Below are 18685 nucleotides of genomic sequence, written 5' to 3' on the forward strand. Positions count from 1 at the left end.
GACTGCTGGCGTGGGTTATTTCCGGCGGCAGTGTATCTGATCGGACAAAAACGGCGCAACCTCGGGGGGCGCCTGTAAGCGGAATACTATTGCTGGCGCGACTGATCTGCGCGCAGCGCACTGCCGAGGCGGAAAAAATAGTGCTCAAAGGCACTATTGATAGCCCGCCGATGCGCGCCTGTCGGGTACAAACCCATGCGCGCTTCCTCCGTGGCTTTGGTACCGGAAACCAGAAAGTTGTTGCTGATACTCGCGTCCTGCACGAAGGCCTCGAAGGCCCGTGCACAGATTTCCGCGGGGTCGCTGTAATACACACAACCATTGGCCTTGTCCGCGGCACAGGAGACTCGGAAGAGCGTGCTGGGGTGTTCGCCACTTTCATCGAGCATAATGGTGCGGAAGCAAGCGAACAGCAGATCATTGATGCCGTGGGGTACCGGTGTCGCGTCCTGTAACCAGGCTGCGGAGGCATAGGTATGCCGGGTCTCCTTGAGGCTGGCAACATCACTGAACGCCTTGTCAGCCAAGTAATGATCCAGGGCGTGAAACCATTCGTGGGCGATGGCGCCAGGGCCGGCATTTTTTGCCAGGGAAAACGTGCGAGTAGCTGGTTGATAGTGCGCCATGGTGCGTGGGCGCCCGCCGATACCATACTGGAACGCCAGTGTCTCGCGCAGGGAGATGAGCATTTCCGGTCCCCGCAGAATCGACATCAGATCCGCGAGCGCGTCGTAAAACAGCCCGGCAGCGCGGTCCCGCTCGGCGTCTGTTACCCAGCGGCCAATACTGATGGCGCGAAATCCGAATTTCCGCCGTACATCCACAAAGCTCACATTGGCATTGTCGCGCTGAACAGGACCGCTACGATAAAACTGCCGTTTTGAAACCATTGCTATTCACCTTCCGTTTCTGTACGCGGACAGGCGTCAAGTGTTGGGCAGGTGTCTGTACCCCAGAATGCTGTGAGCGCATCTGATAAGGCCTCACCACCGGCACAGCGCTGTAACCGCCACTGACGCGGAAACAGTGGCTGGTAAAACGGGTCAGCAAAGCGGGCATCTGCAAGAATCACCACACCGCGATCGGTCTCGCTTCGGATCACCCGGCCGGCCGCCTGCAATACCCGGGTAAGTCCGGGATAGCGGTAGGCGATATCAAAACCGTTGCCGCCGCCATTCACCGCGGCTTGTCGTATCAGTTCCTGTTCCTCGCTGATCTGGGGCAGTCCGACTCCGGCGAGAATACATCCCACCAGTTGCTCCCCAACATAATCGATGCCCTCGCCGAAAATTCCCCCCATGATGGCAAAGCCGAGACTACGGCGGTTTTCGCTGAAGTGCGCGAGGAAGGCTGCGCGTTCCTGCTCGCCGGCGCCAGCGCTCTGCTGGACCAGGTCAACGGCCGGATACCGCACGCGAAAATGTTCCGCCACCTGTTGTAGAAAGCGATAGGAGGGAAAGAACACCAGATAATTGCCGGGACGACTTTGATACACCCGGGCGATGACATCCACCAGCGCATCCGCTGCACGGTCTCGGGCGCGGTAGCGGGTATCTATATAAGAACAGAGAAACGTGCCCATCTGTTCACCTGCAAAGGGTGAGGGCAGTGACAGATATGGGGTCTCCGCGGTTACCCCCAACTGCGCAAGGACGTGCTCCGCCGGCCGCAACGTGGCGGAAAACAGGATCACCCCTTGAAACTGCTGGTAGCACTGCTGCAAATATTCCGCTGCGCTGACGCAGAACAACTTCAGTTTTTGCTCCTGCCAGGGGGCATCCCGGTCTTCCCGGCGTGTAAGGCCGTGGTGCCGCAGAACAGGCAGACCGGCAATGCTCAGGAAGCGATGCAGGTTATGCAGCCATTCACGGATTTCCTCCGGCGGCAACCGCGACTGCTCCCGCATCTGATTGACGATGGCAAAGATCTTGTGGGCGGCGGCCACCACCGCTTCGGGAGAGGGGGGTGGTTCAACATCCGCCCGGATATCTGCCGTGGAGAGCGGGGTCACCCAGGCCTCGGTGTTGTCGCTACCCGCCATCGCTGTCAAACGGTCATTGTCGGCTCGCTCGCCGACCCATTGATTCAGCGCGCGCACCAGTGTCTGAATGGACCGGCGCAGCGTCGGTGAACCGGTGCAACTCCTGGCGACCTGCCGACTCATTTTGCGCGTCAGTTCCGCGGTATACATGGCGCGCGCACGGTCACTCAGATTATGGGCTTCGTCCACCAGCAGTGCGCGACGGAGCTCGCCGGTCTGCAGGCTGTTCAGGCGTACGAGTGGATCGAACACATAGTTGAAATCACACACCACCAGATCCACCCAGGGCAACATCTGCAGTGACAACTCAAAAGGACACAACTGAAATTCGTCCGCCACCTCCGCGATGGTGTCCGGAGTGAGAAATGGCTTTCCCAACAACTGTTGGCGCGCTTCTGGCAAGCGATCAAAAAATCCGACGGTTCGCGGACAGATCCCATCGGCATCCGGAGTGCACAGCCCGAGCCTGCAGGCACAGGTTTTATCCTTGGCCTGAATTTCCAGCAGAGACAACGTCAGTCCGTGCACCTGCAGGCGTTCAACGGTTTCCCGCACCACCGCCCGCCCGGAATTCTTCGCCGTCAGGTACACCAGCTGATCCAGATGATTTTCACCCAGCGCCTTGATCGCGGGAAACAGGGTACTTGCGGTTTTACCGATCCCGGTTGGGGCCTCCACCACCAGCTGACCCCCGTCCCGCAGGCAGCGATAGGTCGCGATCGCGAGCTGGCGTTGGCCAGGTCGGTAGCCCGGAAACGGAAACGCCAGTGACTGCGCACTGCCGCGTACCGCCCGCCGGTGTTGCCGCCACGCCCGGTGCCAGTGGAGATAGGTGCGCAGCGCCTTGAGAGCGAAGGCTTCCAGTTCCGCCCAGCTGATCTCACGCAGCTCCGGGTGTACTTTTTTCTGTTTGAGGTTGTACCACAGCATCTGCAGCCGCAACTGACCCTGCGGGGACGGCGCCGCACCGGTTTCGATCTGACGCTGCAACAGATAGCAGAACCCGTATAGTTTCAACTGCGCCCAGTGTAAATCTCGCACCGCGTCCGGTAATTTTTCCGGGGCGCAGTAGGTGGTCTTGATTTCATCCAGCTGGGCGGGGCAGTGCAGGTCCGCCTGTGGGTGCAGGATATCCACGCGGCCGCGCAGTACGAGGGTTTCCCCTTCCAGCGGGTACCGAACGTTCACGCGGTATTCCGCCTCGCTGCCGGCGGGGCGCTTGTTCTGCAAACGCTGATGCGCGCGGATCCCTTCCTGTGCTGTCGGGCCCGCGGGGATGTCCGCGATCAGGTCGCCGCGACGGCAGGAAAATGCCACCAGTTCGCCAACCGATAACGGCAACTCCGGCCGCGTCTCCATCATGGTTGCCACTCCACATGCAGTACCCGATGAGGAATATGATGGCGGGCAAAGAAGACGAGCCAGCGTTGCTGGTTCTGCTGCAAACGGTCGCCGGGGCCTTTCACTTCCACCAGTTCGTAGCCGCCAGCGTCGGGAAAGACAATCAGATCCGGCAGGCCACTGCGGTGACTGGTGATGTCGCTCAGCAGGCGCCGGAACAGGGCGCGCCAGTGTGTTGTGGGAATGCGCTCAAGCGCGAGCTGGAGAAGCGGCTCGGGCAGCGCCTCCCAAGCGACGAGCGGGTTGGCGATGCCATACTTTTCATCGAAATTGCGCCAGACCCGCGCCGCAAAACGTTCATCGTCGAGTTCGCAGAGACGTTGCTCGAACATATGACGGCGCGCTGGATAGAAGTCCGGTGTGCGGAAATCGCTGGGCGCTATCTGAAATGGATTGAAAAAAGCACCGGGAACAGGCGCGAAGAGAATGTCCCATACCAGCAGACCGAGCACGCCATTGAACAGAGTGTTCTCCACATAATGGCAGTCGCCGTGTTGTTGCAGCCACGCTGCCGCCAGCAGCTCCACGCGTTCATCAGCCGCGGGCAGGGCGACCGTTTCTGTGGGCGGCTGGTAGCGTGCAGGTGGCTCCCATCCTCCCAGGCATTTGTGTTGCCTCGCGGTACGGTAGCCGAAATGTTCGGCAAAGATGAGTTCCGCTTCATCCCATGGTTCCGCGAGTATTTCCCGGCACAAATTCAGGCCGGCCCGCACATCGCCACGCTGCACCGCGATCCGCGCCCGTCGCTCTCGGGCCGGAGGACGGGCGCATTGCCGGTACAACCGATCGGCGGCTTCGCAATCGTCCAGTCGCTCCAGCTGGCGGGCCATGGTAAGGCGCAGGCGGTCGACGCGGCGGCGCAGGGTAACATCCCCTTCCGGGGCTAGCGGGAGCTCCGCCGCCAAAGCGATGATGGCTGACGCCTCGCCGCATTTTATCTCGTCGAACCGGCCCAGCGCGTCGTAGTAGCGGAGATGTTGCTCGATCTGTAATCGATACTGGAACGGCAGCTGTTCGCGATCAAGCGGGTAGTGCTCATACCGATAGAGGCCGAGATCGCGCAGCACCCAGTCTGTCAGATCCTGGTTCAGGTTGCCGAAAAAGCACAGTTTGAAGGTTTCAAAGTGCGCTGCCCCCTGCACCGCGAGAATCGGTTCTGCATCCGTTAGCGTCGCAGGTGTAATGTCCTGTTCCAGTAATCTCTGTTCGAGCGCCTGACGCTTCAGGGACCGGGGAAGAGTGACGTTGCTCAGTGGCAGCAGCTCGACCTTGCTGAATAGCGGCAGTATTTCGTCCGCCGTCAGCTCGGGATTACGCAGCAGCAACCCGGACTGCACCAGTTGATCCGCGGCGCCGGGAATGTCCGCAATCTCGCCGTAGGCCAGCTTCCGCAGGCGAAACAGCGCACCGACGGAAGACGGTACGCCTTTGCGCGAGAGCAACCGCACGTACAACCGCTGGCTGTCCAGGCTCAGCGCCCTGAAATTCACATAAAACTGGCGTTCATCTGCCGACAGCACATCCTCGTAACGGGAAATCACGAAGTCTATGAGGGCGAGGAAGTTCGCCAGGTAATAATCTGGTGCCAGTTCAACGGGAGCGGGCATGGCTTACTGCGAGTTGTTGAATATTGCCGGAGTGTAACTGGATGGTTATACAGCAGTTGGGCGTGCGGAACAAACAGGATCGCGACTGCGTATTCCCGTTCTGGTCAGAGGATTTTTTTTGGGCTAATTGACGCTCGGGTGTTTCTTTCACAGGACGATTCTCATATAAAGCGTTCCTTTGGTGATACAACCCACGGGATACCCGCGAGCTGATGCTCTCTCGGTCCGCGAAAGCGACTTCTGTGGCGCTGGCTATTCGCCTGCAATCCGGACTCGATTGTCTACGCATGAAAGGAAATCCCTGGTGAGTCAGCCTGCCACCGCGTCAAACTATCGTTCACTGCTGTTGGGCGCCCGTGAGTCAATCCCGCTGCTGGGTGGATATATCCCGGTGGCCATTTCATTCGGGCTGATTGCCGTTCAGTCCGGCTTCAGCAGTTGGGAGGCGGTGGCTATCTCGACACTGGTCTATGCCGGTGCATCGCAGTTTTTGTTTGTGGCCATGGTCGCCTCCGGCGCGCCCCTCTGGTTTGTGGTCGTGATGACGCTTCTGATCAATGCCCGCCATGTCGTTTACGGGCCAAACATTGCCCCGTGGCTGCCAGCCCATCGCTTGTGGCCGTGGCTGATGCACGGCCTCACTGACCAGATCTTTGCCCTGGCGCACACCCGTTTGCCGCAGCTTGCATCCGGTGATCGTCTCGGGTGGTATATCGGCGGCATGTGCGTGGCGTGGTTCAGCTGGATCGGGGGTACCGCGCTTGGCGCTATTGCCGGCAAGGAACTGACGCAGCAGTGGCCGCTATTGGCGGAGGTTATGCCGTTTGCCTTACCGGCACTCTTCCTGGTGCTGCTTGCGCCGCGGTTTACGTCATGGCTGTGGTCCTTGGCGCTGGGCTGTACGGTGCTTGTTGCGTTATCGCTGACCTTGTTGGGGATGACCAACGCGGCCATCCCTGTCGCAGCGATTGCCGGCGCCGTGGTTTTTTTCGGCTTGGGCGCATTCAGATAACTGAGGGGGGTGTATGAACGACGGAATGGACAGCGGTATCTGGGCCGCGTTGATCGCATGTGCGCTCGGAACATTCCTGCTGCGGGCGTTGCCTCTGGTGTGGATGCAGCGCCATCTTGTTCAGCGCAAAGCCAAAAACACACTGGATGCCATGCCCACCTGGCTCAGCGTGCTTGGACCGCTGATGATTGCGGCCATGTTCGGGGTGTCACTGGTGCCGGGCAAGCTCGACCTTGCCTCCGGTGTAGCGACGGTACTCGGGGTGATGGTGACACTGGTTGTCTGGCGATGGACCAAATCGCTGGGCTGGCCGGTGTTTGTGGGTGTCGCAATCTATGGGGTTGTGATTTTTCTGGCCAATACTGTTTTTTGAGTTTTCGGCTGGGCCTGTTCGCGAAATCCGGTGTTACTCGACCTGCTCCAGCGCGGCCAGCTTGTGCATGAGTACCGTGGCCGCGTTGTCCGTCAGACGCTGTCCTTCTTCAATGTATTCCCAGACGGTGGCGTCGCTCTTCCAGCCGCCCTGTTTCTTGATCAGCTCAAAATCCACCTTTTCTCGCGCCGCGGAAGTGGATAGGCCACGGCGAAAGCTGTGGCTGCTGAGGCTCTCGACAAAGTCAAACCCGCACTCGGTGCCCAGCTGTTTCAGCAACTGATTCACTGCACCGGGGTTGAGAGATTTCTGTTGGACCTGATCCCAGCGGTTAACGGCGCGAAACACCGGCCCTTCAACGATAGAGGCTGCGTTCAGCCAGTTTCTCAGCGCCGTGCCCGGACATACCCCAATGGGGCCTAAGGGTAGGGCGCGCATCGTGCCCTGACCGGTCTGGTCTGTTTTGGATCTCGGCAGGTGTACGATCAGTCCTTCCTCTTCCCAGATAAGGTCTTCAACCCTGATCGCCACCAGCTCGCTGCGTCGAAACGCGCCGAAGAAACCCATCAATACCAGCGCCAGATCGCGAAATTTCTTTTTGCTGTCCGCTTGCGAGTGAAGATGGCTCGTCAGCGAGGCGATATGTTCAAGCCGTAACGCTTTGGCCTTCTGCTTGGGTTTGGCGTGCATCCGTCGAATGCCGTTCATGGTCTTCTGAACCACGGGGTCCAGTACCGGGTTTGCCATGCCCTGATAGCGATGCCACTGACCGATGGCGGTGACGTGTAATTCCAGTGTGCGCGGGTTGAGCGTTTCCGCGCGGCGTAGCAGGTAGTGCACCAGAGTGTCGCTATCTGTTGGCAGTCGACCACCCCATTTTTCAAACTGACGGACAGCGGACCGGTATGCCTTGCGAGTGCTCTCTGATGTGGCTGCGTTCAGGTAGGTCTGCACCGTCTCCCTGGAGACAGGGGCTATGGTGCTTGCCTGGTCGGGGAAGGTGGGCGCTTCAATGAAAGAATTTGATACGGCTTTTTTCATACTGAGAGCCTGTAGCCTGTATAGACGCATTTTGTGTACCGGAGAAGCGAGCATTTTCCCACAATTCACATTTATAACCCACGATAAGTTTAATTATCGAAGGTTACAAATTGAGTGGTCTACCACAGGTTGGATCTCATGAATTATGTATTATTACGTACCATGTAATACGATACGCAATTCACAGTGCATCACTACGGTTTGCAAGTGCAGGGAGTCCAAATGGCACGTACAGGCGTCAACTACTTCGATATTGCCCGGGCGGCAGAATCCATCAGTCAGCGTGGGGAAGAGCCCACAGTAGACCGGGTGCGAGGGGAGCTGGGGACCGGCAGCAAAAGTACGATTGCACCGCTGCTGAAGCGCTGGAAAGCGGAGACCGGAAATGGTGAAGCTGATACCGGCGGTTTGCCGCGAGACCTGGTGGATGCGCTGAAGGCAGTGCACCAGCGTGTGCATGACGAAGCCGACCGCAAAGTGGATGCGGTGCGTGAAGAAATGGCGACAACCGTGGAGCAACTGCGGACGGAGCTTTCCCAGGTGCGGTCTTTGCTCGCTGAGCGCACCGCCAGCCTGCGGGATCTGGAGCAGAATCTGCAGGACTCGGAGGAACAGGGGCGGAATCTGCGGCACGCGCTGGAAGATACGCAAAAGACCCTGGCAAAAAGCGAGTTCCAGTGCGAGGAAAGCAATACTCGAGTCACCGAACTGCGAGCGCATCTCGAAGAGCTCAAACAGGAAAATCGCACCGTGCGTGAACACTTCGAGTTCTACCAGCGGCAGATTGCCGACGATCGCCAACAGGAGCGCGATCAGTTCCGCCACTCCAACAGGCAGCTGAGCAGCCAGATTTCGACTCTCAATGAACAGCTTGCGGCCGCCGTTCAGAAGCTTGCTGAACGCGAAAAACAGATTGAAGTGCAGGGCACTCGCAATACACAGCTCGCCTCGGAGCTGCAGCAGGCGCACCAAGCGCTCGCCGGAAATCGCGCAGAACTGGACGCGCTGCGGCAAAATTTTGCCCAGCAACAACGACAACTGCAGGTGCGAAGCGAAGAGATTGGCTCACTGCAGGAAAAGATCGCCACCCTTTCAAGCAGCAATGCCGCTTTTATCCGGGAGTCAGAATTACAGCGTGCGGTTTGCGGCAGGCTCGAAACCGAGATCCAGCATTCCCGGGAAGCATTTACGTCATTGAATACGGAGTACCAGAAGGTGCTGCAGCAGAAAGCAGAGCTGCAGGGGCGGTTGATGCAGGTACAACGCACCGCGCCAGCGGATGCGTGATGTTTCCCGCTTCAGTCCAGGGCATCGACATATGCCTGCAGGCGGGCGATATCGGGAATCGTCACCCGCCCGTAGGCGAACTCGATTAACCCCTGCGTCTCGATTTTTTTCAGTACCGCGTGTACCCCTTGGCGGGTCATTCCCATCATGTTGGCCAGCAGCTCCCTGGTCAGGCGGAAGCTCGCTCCGCCGTTTTCCTGGTTCGTGGAATTGTGCATCTGTGCGAGAAACAGGAGGCGTCGACCAATACGCACTTCGGTGCCTCCGAGAACATCGTCCTGAATGATTGACATCGCCGCCCACAAGCGGCGGCTCAGCAAGTCCAGGGCGACAGGGTAGGCTACTGGGTTGCGTGCCAGCACAGCGCGCAACTCGCTCCCCGGCACATCGACGATCAAGCAGTCATCGTGCGCAGTCGCGCCAAACACCCGCCGCATGCCGGGGGAAAATACGGTATCGCCGAACCAGGCACCGGTATCCAGAATTGCGAGGGTCGCTTCGCGGCCTTCGCTGTTGCTGGAACAGATACGCACACGCCCTTTGGCCACGATCGACAACTGACTTTGCATGGAGCCCGGCAGATAAATGACTTCATCCGCATCATAGGTGCGGATACGGGCGGAAGGCGCCAGTTCAGCAATCGCATGGTCTGGCAGGCCGCCGAGCAGGGGGCAGGCCTTGAATATGGGTATTGGGTTAATCATTGGCGGAGTTTAACCATAAAACGTCAATAAATTGACAGTGTTGAGAGGTATCCGGTTCTTAGAATGTCGGGAATCACAGCAACCGTTGAAAGGACCAAGCCAATGCAGACTCAGTCACCAGCGTTTTCATCTGTCCAGGGCAGGGTAAGCGCCACCGAATGGCAATTGCGGGTAGACCTGGCGGCGGCCTACCGTCTTATCGCCCATTATGGCTGGGATGATCTGATTTTTACGCACCTCTCCGTGCGCATTCCCGGCCCGGAGCACCACTTCCTGATCAACCCTTTCGGGACCTTGTTCGAGGAAATTACCGCATCCAGCCTGGTCAAAATTGATCTGAATGGTGAGAAGGTGGACGACAGTCCGTTCCCGGTGAACCCTGCCGGGTTCACTATTCACAGCGCGATTCACGAGGCGCGGGAAGATGCCCAGTGCGTGATGCATACCCATACCGTGGCGGGGGTTGCTGCTTCCGCCCACAGCGAGGGTCTGTTACCGATTTCCCAGCAATCGCTGTTCCCGTTGTCGGGACTCGCCTATCACGAATATGAGGGTATTGCCGTCCGTGAGGACGAGAAGGCGCGTATTGTGCGAGACCTGGGCACCGCTAACTACATGATCCTTCGCAACCACGGCCTGCTGACCTGCGCAGCCAATGTGGCCGACGCGTTTCTGGCCATGTACGTCTTCCAGCGTGCCTGTGAAATTCAGGTCGCGGCTCTGGCGGGGGATCGCCAGCTGACCCCGGTGCCGGGCCCGATGATCGAGAAGATTCAGAGTGAAGGTAACAAAGTCACCAGTAACCAGGGCGGATTACTCGCATGGCCAGGCCTGTTGCGCAAGCTCGACCGTATCAATCCCGGCTATCGAGACTGAGGAAAACCATGAAACACGTAGTGGAAAAGCAGGCGCAATTCCGGCATATGGAAGAGGGCACCAGTGAGGACTGGAAGATCATTGCTGAGGCGTTCGGTCCCTTCGCACGGGAATTGCCAGAACGTATTCTGGCGCACCTGGGTCTGTTGAAGGGCGATTGTGGTGGTTTCCCGGTTGACCGTCTGACCCACTGCCTGCAGACGGCGACCCTAGCTTATCGGGGTGGCAAGGACGAGGAGTATGTGGTGTGCGCACTGCTGCATGACATCGGCGACACTCTTGGCAGCTACAATCATGCCGATGTGGCGGCGGTGCTTCTGGAGCCGTTTGTCAGTGATGCAAACCATTGGATGATCAAGCATCACGCGATTTTCCAGGGATACTATTTTTTCCAGTATCTGGGAATGGAACGCAACCTGCGCGATCAATTCAGGGATCATCCATATTACGCTCGGACGCTGGAATTTGTGGAGAAGTACGATGCGCCGGCATTTGATCCGGAAGGGGAAACGCTGCCGCTTGAATTTTTTACACCCATGCTGCGCAGGGTTTTCGCACAGCCCAGGAAGTCCATCTATAAACTGGCGATGGAAGCGAACACTGAGGCCTGAATCCGAAGCGCAACCGTCACTGGCGGTTGCGTTTCAATTCTCCCACCATCTGAATAAGCTCGAGAATTTTCCGAGCCAGCTCCCGGGATAAATTGATCAGCAGTACACCGAAGTCCAGAGGCATTTCGCAATGTAGCTGGTAAAACAGGTCTGACGTAACCTCCAGCACCAGGCTATCGTCGTTGGCGAGCGTGGTTCCCGGCCATGGAGTCAGCGCAATCATACTGACAAAGCCGATGGCTTCGCCAAAGTGGAAGTCATAGATATGCTCGAGGTGGCCATTTTCCACGGTCTGGTGGTAACCGAGGGAACCGTTGAGAACGATAAAAAACGAGCCGGAAGGACTGCCAGACTCAATCAGGGTTTCGCCTTTGCGCAGTCGGTGAATCTTGCCTTTCGCCATGAGGTAAGCAATGGCCTGGTCAGACAGTGCGCCAAGTGCCGCGGCATTTTTCAGATGCTCAAGACCGAGATCTTCGAGTACACGATCCCCCTCAATCTGTCGCATAAAATTCTCTCCGGGCACGCTGCATGGATTACCTGGAAATAAGTATGGGTCAACACCTGCGATATCGGAGTAATGGGCGCTATGCTGACGGCCAAAAACACGCAGATGGCATCAGCGGACACCTATGGTCGCGTCCCACACGCACTGTGCTCCCGTGTTCGAGCTGTGCTTGAGATGAATTCGGACCATATTCTCCACAGGCCCGGCGATCTATGTGGCATTGCTTTTGCCTGCCCCTCTGAACGAGGGAAAATCCATCGCCGTAGTTGGCGCCATGAGGAGCAGCGAATTTATCCGACGATTGGCTGTTTCAACAGCCAGTCATCGGATACATCGTCTAACCCCGATTGACCGGAATCGAGAGCCAGCGACTTAGGGCGCCGTAGACTTGTTCGCGCTGGTCATCAGACAGTTGGCGGACTCGGGTTAAATGGTGGCCGCCTTTCTGCACCAGAGTAAACGCATTGGTCATTTCCCCGTGATCCACGGCGCCCGCGTACCAGGGGTCATTCTCCCCGTACAGATAGATAATGTTGTGACCGTTCTCCTGCAGCCACTGAATCAGGGAAGGGGTAAATGTCTCATCAAATTCCATGGCCACATTTCGCGGCGCGAATTCGAGATTGCTGGGCTGCGGTGCAACCTGCAACAGATCTTCGAGATCCTGAGTCATGAAACCGTAGTAACCCAACTGGGTGTGATGCTGATACATGGACGGCTCCAATGCCTCCACACCGTGGTCACTGTAGACCCAGAATCCACCGCCATTTTCTATATGCTCGATCATCCGTGCCGGTGCGGCTCCGGCGGGAGGAATCTGCTCGCAGGACTGGCCGCGCTGCCAGAAACTGAATGTGTATTCCAGAGCGGCGTATTCCAGCGCCTTGTCGGCGCCAATGGAAAAGGTAAGCGCATTTTCGGCGGCATGCTTCTGCAGTGCGGGAATAACTTCCGCACGGCGCTCAAGTAATTCCCGCTGAAAACGCACCAGTTCACTGCCGCACTGGCTGTTCTCGATTCGCTCGCGAATAAAACCATCGACTCGGGAATCTTCCAGGCCGAGAATCAGCGGTGCGTCATAGACAACCGTAGCCTGCACATCCTGCGGGTAGAAGCGACGATGTATCAGGGCCGATTCTCCGCCCTTGCTGAAACCGCTGCTGATCCAGGCGGCAGGATAGAGCGGTTTCAACAGTTCGATTATGCGGTGGTGATCTGCCGCAGCCTGCTGAACCGTCAGATACTGCCAGGGAATTTCCCCGGGATTGCGTGAGTCGCCGTAAAAGCGGTACTCCACGGCCACAAGGTTGGCCCGCAGAATATCGGGTAACTCTTTCTGGGGGAAATCGCGCACCCAGTAACCGTCAGTTTCGATTACCATCGGTTGCGCGTGGTCGAGATGGGACAGATAGACCCGTTGCTTGAACCGTCCAGCGTCGGGATTGTCATGATCCAGTGGTTGCTCTACACGCAGTTCATACCCCTGAGTGTATCCAGCGACGGATTTGACTCGCACCACTTCAACGCCCGGCAATTGATTGAGCTTCTGGTACAGACTGGCGCCTTCCCCAGCGGCGGGAACATAGTCGCATGCGCAGACCAGGAGTGCGCAACTCACAAGAAAAACTCTGGATAGATAGAGCATGATGATGCTTCTCCGTGTGATTTGTCGGCGGAAACAGGATTCGCCTTTACAGTTCAATAAGTTCGCGATTTGAGTGAGTGAGAAGGTCCGCACCGGTTTCCGTTACCCGCACATCATCCTCGATGCGCACGCCACCCCAGCCCGGAATATAAATACCGGGTTCGACCGTCAGCACGTAATTTTCCTGTAGAAGATCCATGCCACCGGCGGCCAGGTATGGCTGTTCGTGGGTGTCCAGGCCCAGGCAGTGACCCAGTCCCTCGCCCACATAGGCGGCGTATGGGCTGCGGGAAAGATATTCGGCAACCATTTGGTATGGCGCGCTGCATGGAATACCGGCACGCACCGATGCCACACCCAACGCTTGTGCCCCCTTCACCAGGTGGTAGACCTCACGCTGCTTTCTGTCCGCCGTTCCCAGCACAAATGAACGCGTCATATCGGATCGATAGCCATCGACCACCGCACCGAAGTCCACTGTTATCAAATCGCCCCGGGTCAACAGGCGGTCACTCGGCATACCGTGTGGCCGAGCGGTGCGTGGACCCGAGGTGAAAATAGTAGGGAAGGCGAGCGACTCCGCTCCGGCGCTCTTCAATGTATATTCCAGCTGCGCTGCTGCTGCCTTTTCGGTAATGCCCGGACGGATATAGCCCAGCAACTGTTCGAAGGCGTTGTCACCAATCGACGCCGCGCGCCGGATATTTGCCAGTTCACCCTCGTCCTTGATTCTCCGCAGCTGTTCCACCATTCCGTGCACGGGTGTGCATTGAACGCCGGCAAGTTCAGAGGAGAGATCCAGCCAGCGACCATGCAGAAAATGATCGCGCTCAAAGCCGAGGTTCGACAGGTCACAGTCAATGGCGAGCTGCCGCACCAGTTGACCCAGGGTCTGTCGGGTGCGATCACGCACGATTACCTCGGTATTCCGGCATTCCTCCCGCGCCTGTTCCGCAAAACGGTAATCGGTAAGCAGGAGCTGGCATGTATGACTGACAAAAAGCAGGGCGACATCCCATTCATCACTGGCGAAGCCGCTCAGATAGCGGATATTGCTCATGCTTGCCACCAGCAAACCGTCGATGCCCGCGGTGGTCATTGCATTGCGTAGTGTTTGAATGCGTTTCACGGTAATACCTCAGTTTCTATTTTCCATTTGTGTAGCCATGGTTTTGTGGAACCAAACCAGTCCCACGGCAGTAGTGCCAGCGAGGAAGGCAAACAGGCTCCACATAAGATCCGCTCTGCCCAGCTCCTGTGCCAGATAGCCATACCCCCATCCCGAGAGCGGGCCGGCCATCAGGAATCCCAGCGACATGGACAGGAAGTAGTAACCCATGAACATGGCGGCCTTGTCGTGTGGCGTGACACGGGCCACATACTCCTGACTTTTGGGTGAGGCGATCATTTCGCCCAGAGAAAAGATCAGCACCGCGACAACGATGCCGATACCGCCCAACACCGGCCCGAAGGCGGCCCACAAGTAACTGATGCCAAGCAACAGGCTGCCGCCCACCAGCAGCGGCACTGCGGGTAATGACTGCGCGCGATGGCTGACAACGATTTGCAGCAGCAGGATGCTGGCAAAGTTGAACGCAATGATGAACTCCGGATTAATCTGCCCGGCGGTATCACCCGATATGGCATCCGCAAGTGCCGGAGGCAGTGACCCGAGAAGCGGCCCGGTATCGACGAAGTCGCGGATATAGAGGGGAAGGGTGAGAAAGATCTGGTTGTAACAGGCCCAGAATCCGGACATCAGCAGCAGATAGATCACAAAGGGGCGGTTGCGCAGGACCAGTATGATTTCCTCAACGACCGCTCCCTGTTTTTTCCGGGGCTGATCATCAGTGCTTGGTTCCCGGTAGAAATACAGCAGCGTGAAGTTGATGCAGATCCAAAACGCCGCCATGGCAAAGACATGTTCCCAGCTCATCGCACGCAGCAGGCCGGCCACCAGAGGCCCCACGAATCCACCGATATTGACCATCGTATAGAAAATGCCAAATCCCAGACCTCGGTTGTGCTTATCGGTGGTGCGGCTCACGGTGGCCAGCACGAGAGGTTTGAAAATGGCGGCCCCCACCGCGACAGAGAGCAGCACGGCGAAGAAAAGCCAGAAGTTCTGTACCTGACCGAGTAGATAGTAACCGGGCGCCATTATCACAAAGGCCAGTAACAGCATCCTCCGGTAACCGTATTTATCGCCCAGCGCGCCGGTGAATACCGGTAGCAGGTAGAGCAGAAAGGGAATGACTCCCTGCAGGAAGCCCCGCTGGGAGTCGCTGAAGCCTAATCCTCCCGCTGCCAGCGGTGTACTCATATACAGGGATGAAAGGGTAAAAAAGCCGTACCAGGCAAGCCGTTCGAAAATCTCCATGGCGTTGGCCAGATAGAAGGAGCGACTGAAGCTCCAGTGGCCGGTGCCGGTCACTGGAGTGGCGCTCGCTATATTGGCCGTATTCACATGCGGCATGTCGATCCCTCTCGTTATGGTTATTTAATGTTGTCATTGTACACAAGGTATGATTTATTTGTCATTGCATGCGATAAATTTTGTGTGCCAGATAATAAATAACCAACTCTGACCAAGGGAAGTAAGACGATGCATATAAGAAGAAGTCTGCTGGCGTTGGCGATCAGTGCCAGCCTGAGTGGCCAAGTGGTATTGGCCGCGGATACTACGGGCGGTACGCTCAAAGGGCAGGTGATCAACCATGCCGGAGAGGCACTCGCCGGGGCGGAGATCACCGTAACCCACGCGGCGAAAGGGGTAACTCGCCGAGTAACGAGTGACGAAAAGGGACAATACAACCTCCGCAACCTGCCGGTGGGGGAATATATCGTCCGTTTTGAAAAGGATGGTTTCGGTACCGCGCAGGCCACAGAGGTACGGGTGAACGTGGGGGAGGCCGTTGTCTATGACGGTAGACTGGTACCGAATGGTGAAGTCCTTGAGGTGGTTGAGGTCACCGGCAGCCGACTGCGCCCGATCGATACCGGGTCGTCGACGGCCGGCGTCGTGATCACCCAGGACAGGCTGGAAGCATTGCCTGTGAATACCGGTTTTGAGGCTATGGCACAGCTGGCGCCGTCGGTGGTGGCACCGGGCGGTTCGAGCTTTAACGGTGCGTCCAGCTTTGGCGGCGCGTCATCGGCGGAAAACGGCTACTACCTGAACGGCCTGAATGTGGCCAATATTAAAACTGGCCTGGGTTCAATTTCCCTACCCTGGGAGGCCATTCGCCAAACACAAATAAAGACGGGCGGAATAGCACCAGAGTTTGGTGGCGCGCTGGGTGGTATCGTCAATGCGGCCTCCAAGTCTGGATCCAACGATTTCGAATTCGGGTCTCAGCTTCGCATGGATCCGGATTCTCTCAGAAAACAGCACGGTTCCATTCGCAATGCCGCTGGTGAGTATGCGGTCAATAGTGAGCAGAATGGGATGGACTTCCAGGAGGCACAATTCTGGGCCAGCGGTCCCATCGTAAAGGACAAAGCATTTTTTTACGCGTTGTTCAGCCCGCGCCAAACGGATGATACCTGGGCGACAGGATCTTCATATTACGATCGAACCAGCGAAGAGGATCGCTGGTTTGTGAATGTGGAGTGGTTCATCGATGAAAACCACGCGATCGACTTCACGTCGATCAATAACGAAAAAAATGGAAGTTACGGCAGCTACGCGTATTCCCCGGAAAACAACACGATAGGGGACTACAAGGGACAAACGAAGTTTCGCAGTGGGGGCAAGGTCAGTGGTGCTCACTATAACGGCCGCTTGACCGATGACTTGACACTGGACGTCACCGCCGGCCGCACGCAGGAAACGGTGTATAACTCGGCCCTGAATAGCCTGCCGTACGTGGAGGACTGCCGGGCCACCTGCGTCAGCTACAGCAATCACAGTGATTCCACCATCATCAATGAAGACTATATCCGCGATCAGTTGCGACTGGACCTGAGTTACGATCTTCTCGACCATCAGATCAAGTTGGGCATTGATTACACTCATCTGGATGTCTTCTACGAGTCAACCCCGAATGGCCCTGGCGATGCGCAGGGCTGGTGGAAGCAACGCATAGCCACCGCCAATGATCCCAGCAAACAGCCGGAAGGGACGGTTCTGGTGGAGCGCCGTATTCGCACACGCGGTACTGATTCCGATGTCAGCTCCACTGCCTTTTACATCCAGGATGCCTGGCAGGTAACAGACGAACTGGTTCTCAACCTGGGCGGCCGCTACGAGCAGTTTGAAAATACCGTCACCGGAGGCGACGCCTATGTGGACAATAACGGTTTTTCTCCGCGGATCTCCGCGGTATGGGACTTCAATGGCGACGGGGACAGCAAGCTCTTTGCCACCTATGGGCGTTATTACCAGCCGGTTTCGGCCAATATGAATATCACCCAGGGGTCCTTTTCCCGGGAAACCTTTGACTACTACACTCCGGGCGCGACTGACGCTAATGGGCGGGTAACCCTCAACGCGGATGGCTCACCGGATCGCGGCGATTTGCTGCATAGCTATGTGCGTCAGCAGGGCATTGTCGAACCCGCGCTGATCGCTACGGGCAACCTCGAAGGCATGTATGCCGATGAATTCACTCTGGGAATGGAGACCCTGGTATTCGACGACATGGTACTCGGCGTGCGCGGTGTGTATCGGGACCTCAAGCGTTCCATCGAAGACTCCGATGTGAGCCCGATTCTCAGCCACTACCTTGAAGCAAATGGCATCGAGGACAATGTGGGGCAGAGTAGCTACTATGTTGTGCTGAATCCGGGTGAAGATGTCAACATCAGCTATGACTTTGATGGTGACGGTGTGGTGGACAACATCAGTCTTTCTTCGGATGAGCTTGCCTTGCCCAAAGCCCGTCGTCGCTACCTCGCCCTGGAAACCAACTTGCGAGGTCAGGTGACAGATCAGTTGTTTGTCGACGCTTCTTATACCTGGTCTCACAACTACGGTAATACCGAGGGGCTGGTGCGTACCGATAACGATCAGGCGGATCCAGGCTGGACTACCTCCTATGATTACGCCGATCTGATGGACCACAGTTACGGCGACCTGCCCAATGATCACCGTCACGCATTCAAGTTGAACGGATTTTACGACCTCACCGATAACTTGACTCTGGGCCTTGTGGGCTCCCTGGTATCCGGACGTCCGAAAAACTATTTCAGCGTGCACCCGGTGGGTGAGGACAGCTGTGCGGAAGGTAGCCCCTGGAGTGACTGCATAAGCCAGTACTACGGTGAAGTCTCTTTTTACGACGAAAATGGAGAGCCGGCACCCCGGGGCAGCAAGGGAAATCTACCCTGGAGTAAACAATTGGATCTCTCACTGGCTTACACCATGCCGCTGTTTGAGGGAGACCTGTTGCTCAAGGGCACGGTGTATAACATCCTGAATGACGATTCAGCGATCGATATCAATGAAATTCGCACCATTCAACTTGAGGGCGGTGGCACCACGATCAATCCGGATTACGGTCTGACGGAAAGTCGCCCCACGGCGCGTTACTTCAGTTTGATTGCCCGTTACGACTTCTGATTCTACTGTTGAATCT

At 57.2% G+C, this 18685-nt stretch carries 15 protein-coding genes; 6 read left to right on the forward strand and 9 right to left on the reverse strand.

The window, feature by feature from the left end; translation table 11 throughout:
- Positions 1-86: 86 nt before the first annotated feature.
- From C3938_RS15415 to C3938_RS15425, 3 genes are read right to left on the reverse strand one after another with little or no spacing between them, the layout of a single operon-like run.
- Entirely contained in the window at positions 87-890 is an 804-nt protein-coding gene (locus C3938_RS15415) for a CLCA_X family protein (protein WP_105104112.1), read from the reverse strand.
- Between the two features lie 2 nt (positions 891-892).
- Positions 893-3403, reverse strand: a complete 2511-nt coding sequence (locus C3938_RS15420; protein WP_105104113.1) for an ATP-dependent DNA helicase — start codon at positions 3401-3403, stop codon at positions 893-895.
- The gene (locus C3938_RS15425; protein WP_105104114.1) at positions 3400-5049 is read right to left on the reverse strand and encodes a VRR-NUC domain-containing protein; all 1650 of its coding nucleotides are present in this window, start codon (positions 5047-5049) and stop codon (positions 3400-3402) included. Before C3938_RS15425 ends, C3938_RS15420 begins: the two co-directional genes overlap by 4 nt.
- Positions 5050-5353: 304 nt before the next feature.
- Here C3938_RS15425 and C3938_RS15430 point away from each other — a divergent pair, with 304 nt between their 5' ends.
- Positions 5354-6061 carry an AzlC family ABC transporter permease gene (locus C3938_RS15430; protein WP_105104115.1) on the forward strand — a complete coding sequence of 236 codons (708 nt, stop codon included), beginning with the start codon at positions 5354-5356 and terminating at the stop codon, positions 6059-6061.
- 13 nt (positions 6062-6074) lie between these two features.
- The gene (locus C3938_RS15435) at positions 6075-6434 is read left to right on the forward strand and encodes an AzlD domain-containing protein (RefSeq protein ID WP_233998946.1); all 360 of its coding nucleotides are present in this window, start codon (positions 6075-6077) and stop codon (positions 6432-6434) included.
- Positions 6435-6467: 33 nt separating this feature from the next.
- On the opposite strand, the gene C3938_RS15440 is transcribed toward C3938_RS15435, so the two are convergent.
- Complete coding sequence (locus C3938_RS15440) at positions 6468-7475, reverse strand: site-specific integrase (RefSeq protein WP_105104116.1); 1008 nt, start codon at positions 7473-7475, stop codon at positions 6468-6470.
- A gap of 222 nt (positions 7476-7697) precedes the next feature.
- Here C3938_RS15440 and C3938_RS15445 point away from each other — a divergent pair, with 222 nt between their 5' ends.
- Positions 7698-8762, forward strand: a complete 1065-nt coding sequence (locus C3938_RS15445) for a DNA-binding protein (protein WP_105104117.1) — start codon at positions 7698-7700, stop codon at positions 8760-8762.
- A gap of 11 nt (positions 8763-8773) precedes the next feature.
- On the opposite strand, the gene C3938_RS15450 is transcribed toward C3938_RS15445, so the two are convergent.
- The gene (locus C3938_RS15450; RefSeq protein ID WP_105104118.1) at positions 8774-9466 is read right to left on the reverse strand and encodes a Crp/Fnr family transcriptional regulator; all 693 of its coding nucleotides are present in this window, start codon (positions 9464-9466) and stop codon (positions 8774-8776) included.
- Positions 9467-9568: 102 nt separating this feature from the next.
- On the opposite strand from C3938_RS15450, the gene C3938_RS15455 reads away from it, so the two are divergent.
- The gene (locus tag C3938_RS15455; protein WP_105104119.1) at positions 9569-10342 is read left to right on the forward strand and encodes a class II aldolase/adducin family protein; all 774 of its coding nucleotides are present in this window, start codon (positions 9569-9571) and stop codon (positions 10340-10342) included.
- 8 nt (positions 10343-10350) lie between these two features.
- A complete protein-coding gene (locus tag C3938_RS15460; RefSeq protein WP_105104120.1) occupies positions 10351-10953 on the forward strand; it encodes an HD domain-containing protein in 603 nt (200 codons plus the stop codon).
- Between the two features lie 16 nt (positions 10954-10969).
- Here C3938_RS15460 and C3938_RS15465 read toward each other — a convergent pair whose 3' ends face one another.
- The 4 genes from C3938_RS15465 to C3938_RS15480 form a co-directional block, all read right to left on the reverse strand.
- Positions 10970-11461, reverse strand: coding sequence for a Crp/Fnr family transcriptional regulator (locus tag C3938_RS15465; protein WP_105104121.1), 492 nt, complete (start codon positions 11459-11461; stop codon positions 10970-10972).
- Positions 11462-11798: 337 nt separating this feature from the next.
- On the reverse strand, positions 11799-13079 hold the full coding sequence (locus C3938_RS15470; RefSeq protein WP_158681726.1) for a S28 family serine protease: 1281 nt from the start codon (positions 13077-13079) through the stop codon (positions 11799-11801).
- A 73-nt stretch (positions 13080-13152) separates the two neighbouring features.
- Complete coding sequence (locus C3938_RS15475; RefSeq protein WP_158681727.1) at positions 13153-14235, reverse strand: M24 family metallopeptidase; 1083 nt, start codon at positions 14233-14235, stop codon at positions 13153-13155.
- 9 nt (positions 14236-14244) lie between these two features.
- A complete protein-coding gene (locus C3938_RS15480) occupies positions 14245-15582 on the reverse strand; it encodes an MFS transporter (RefSeq protein WP_105104124.1) in 1338 nt (445 codons plus the stop codon).
- A 129-nt stretch (positions 15583-15711) separates the two neighbouring features.
- Here C3938_RS15480 and C3938_RS15485 point away from each other — a divergent pair, with 129 nt between their 5' ends.
- The gene (locus tag C3938_RS15485; RefSeq protein WP_105104125.1) at positions 15712-18669 is read left to right on the forward strand and encodes a TonB-dependent receptor; all 2958 of its coding nucleotides are present in this window, start codon (positions 15712-15714) and stop codon (positions 18667-18669) included.
- Positions 18670-18685 lie beyond the last annotated feature (16 nt).

The organism is Microbulbifer pacificus (genome assembly GCF_002959965.1).
GTDB classification, from domain to species: Bacteria; Pseudomonadota; Gammaproteobacteria; order Pseudomonadales; family Cellvibrionaceae; genus Microbulbifer; species Microbulbifer pacificus_A.

What these genes read in the sequence shown, in the direction of transcription:
- C3938_RS15415 (WP_105104112.1), bottom strand. Translation starts at nt 890, where the DNA reads ATGGTTTCAAAACGGCAGTTTTATCGTAGCGGTCCTGTTCAGCGCGAC.
- C3938_RS15420 (WP_105104113.1), bottom strand. Translation starts at nt 3,403, where the DNA reads ATGATGGAGACGCGGCCGGAGTTGCCGTTATCGGTTGGCGAACTGGTG.
- C3938_RS15425 (WP_105104114.1), bottom strand. Translation starts at nt 5,049, where the DNA reads ATGCCCGCTCCCGTTGAACTGGCACCAGATTATTACCTGGCGAACTTC.
- C3938_RS15435 (WP_233998946.1), top strand. Translation starts at nt 6,075, where the DNA reads ATGAACGACGGAATGGACAGCGGTATCTGGGCCGCGTTGATCGCATGT.
- C3938_RS15440 (WP_105104116.1), bottom strand. Translation starts at nt 7,475, where the DNA reads ATGAAAAAAGCCGTATCAAATTCTTTCATTGAAGCGCCCACCTTCCCC.
- C3938_RS15445 (WP_105104117.1), top strand. Translation starts at nt 7,698, where the DNA reads ATGGCACGTACAGGCGTCAACTACTTCGATATTGCCCGGGCGGCAGAA.
- C3938_RS15450 (WP_105104118.1), bottom strand. Translation starts at nt 9,466, where the DNA reads ATGATTAACCCAATACCCATATTCAAGGCCTGCCCCCTGCTCGGCGGC.
- C3938_RS15455 (WP_105104119.1), top strand. Translation starts at nt 9,569, where the DNA reads ATGCAGACTCAGTCACCAGCGTTTTCATCTGTCCAGGGCAGGGTAAGC.
- C3938_RS15460 (WP_105104120.1), top strand. Translation starts at nt 10,351, where the DNA reads ATGAAACACGTAGTGGAAAAGCAGGCGCAATTCCGGCATATGGAAGAG.
- C3938_RS15465 (WP_105104121.1), bottom strand. Translation starts at nt 11,461, where the DNA reads ATGCGACAGATTGAGGGGGATCGTGTACTCGAAGATCTCGGTCTTGAG.
- C3938_RS15480 (WP_105104124.1), bottom strand. Translation starts at nt 15,582, where the DNA reads ATGCCGCATGTGAATACGGCCAATATAGCGAGCGCCACTCCAGTGACC.
- C3938_RS15485 (WP_105104125.1), top strand. Translation starts at nt 15,712, where the DNA reads ATGCATATAAGAAGAAGTCTGCTGGCGTTGGCGATCAGTGCCAGCCTG.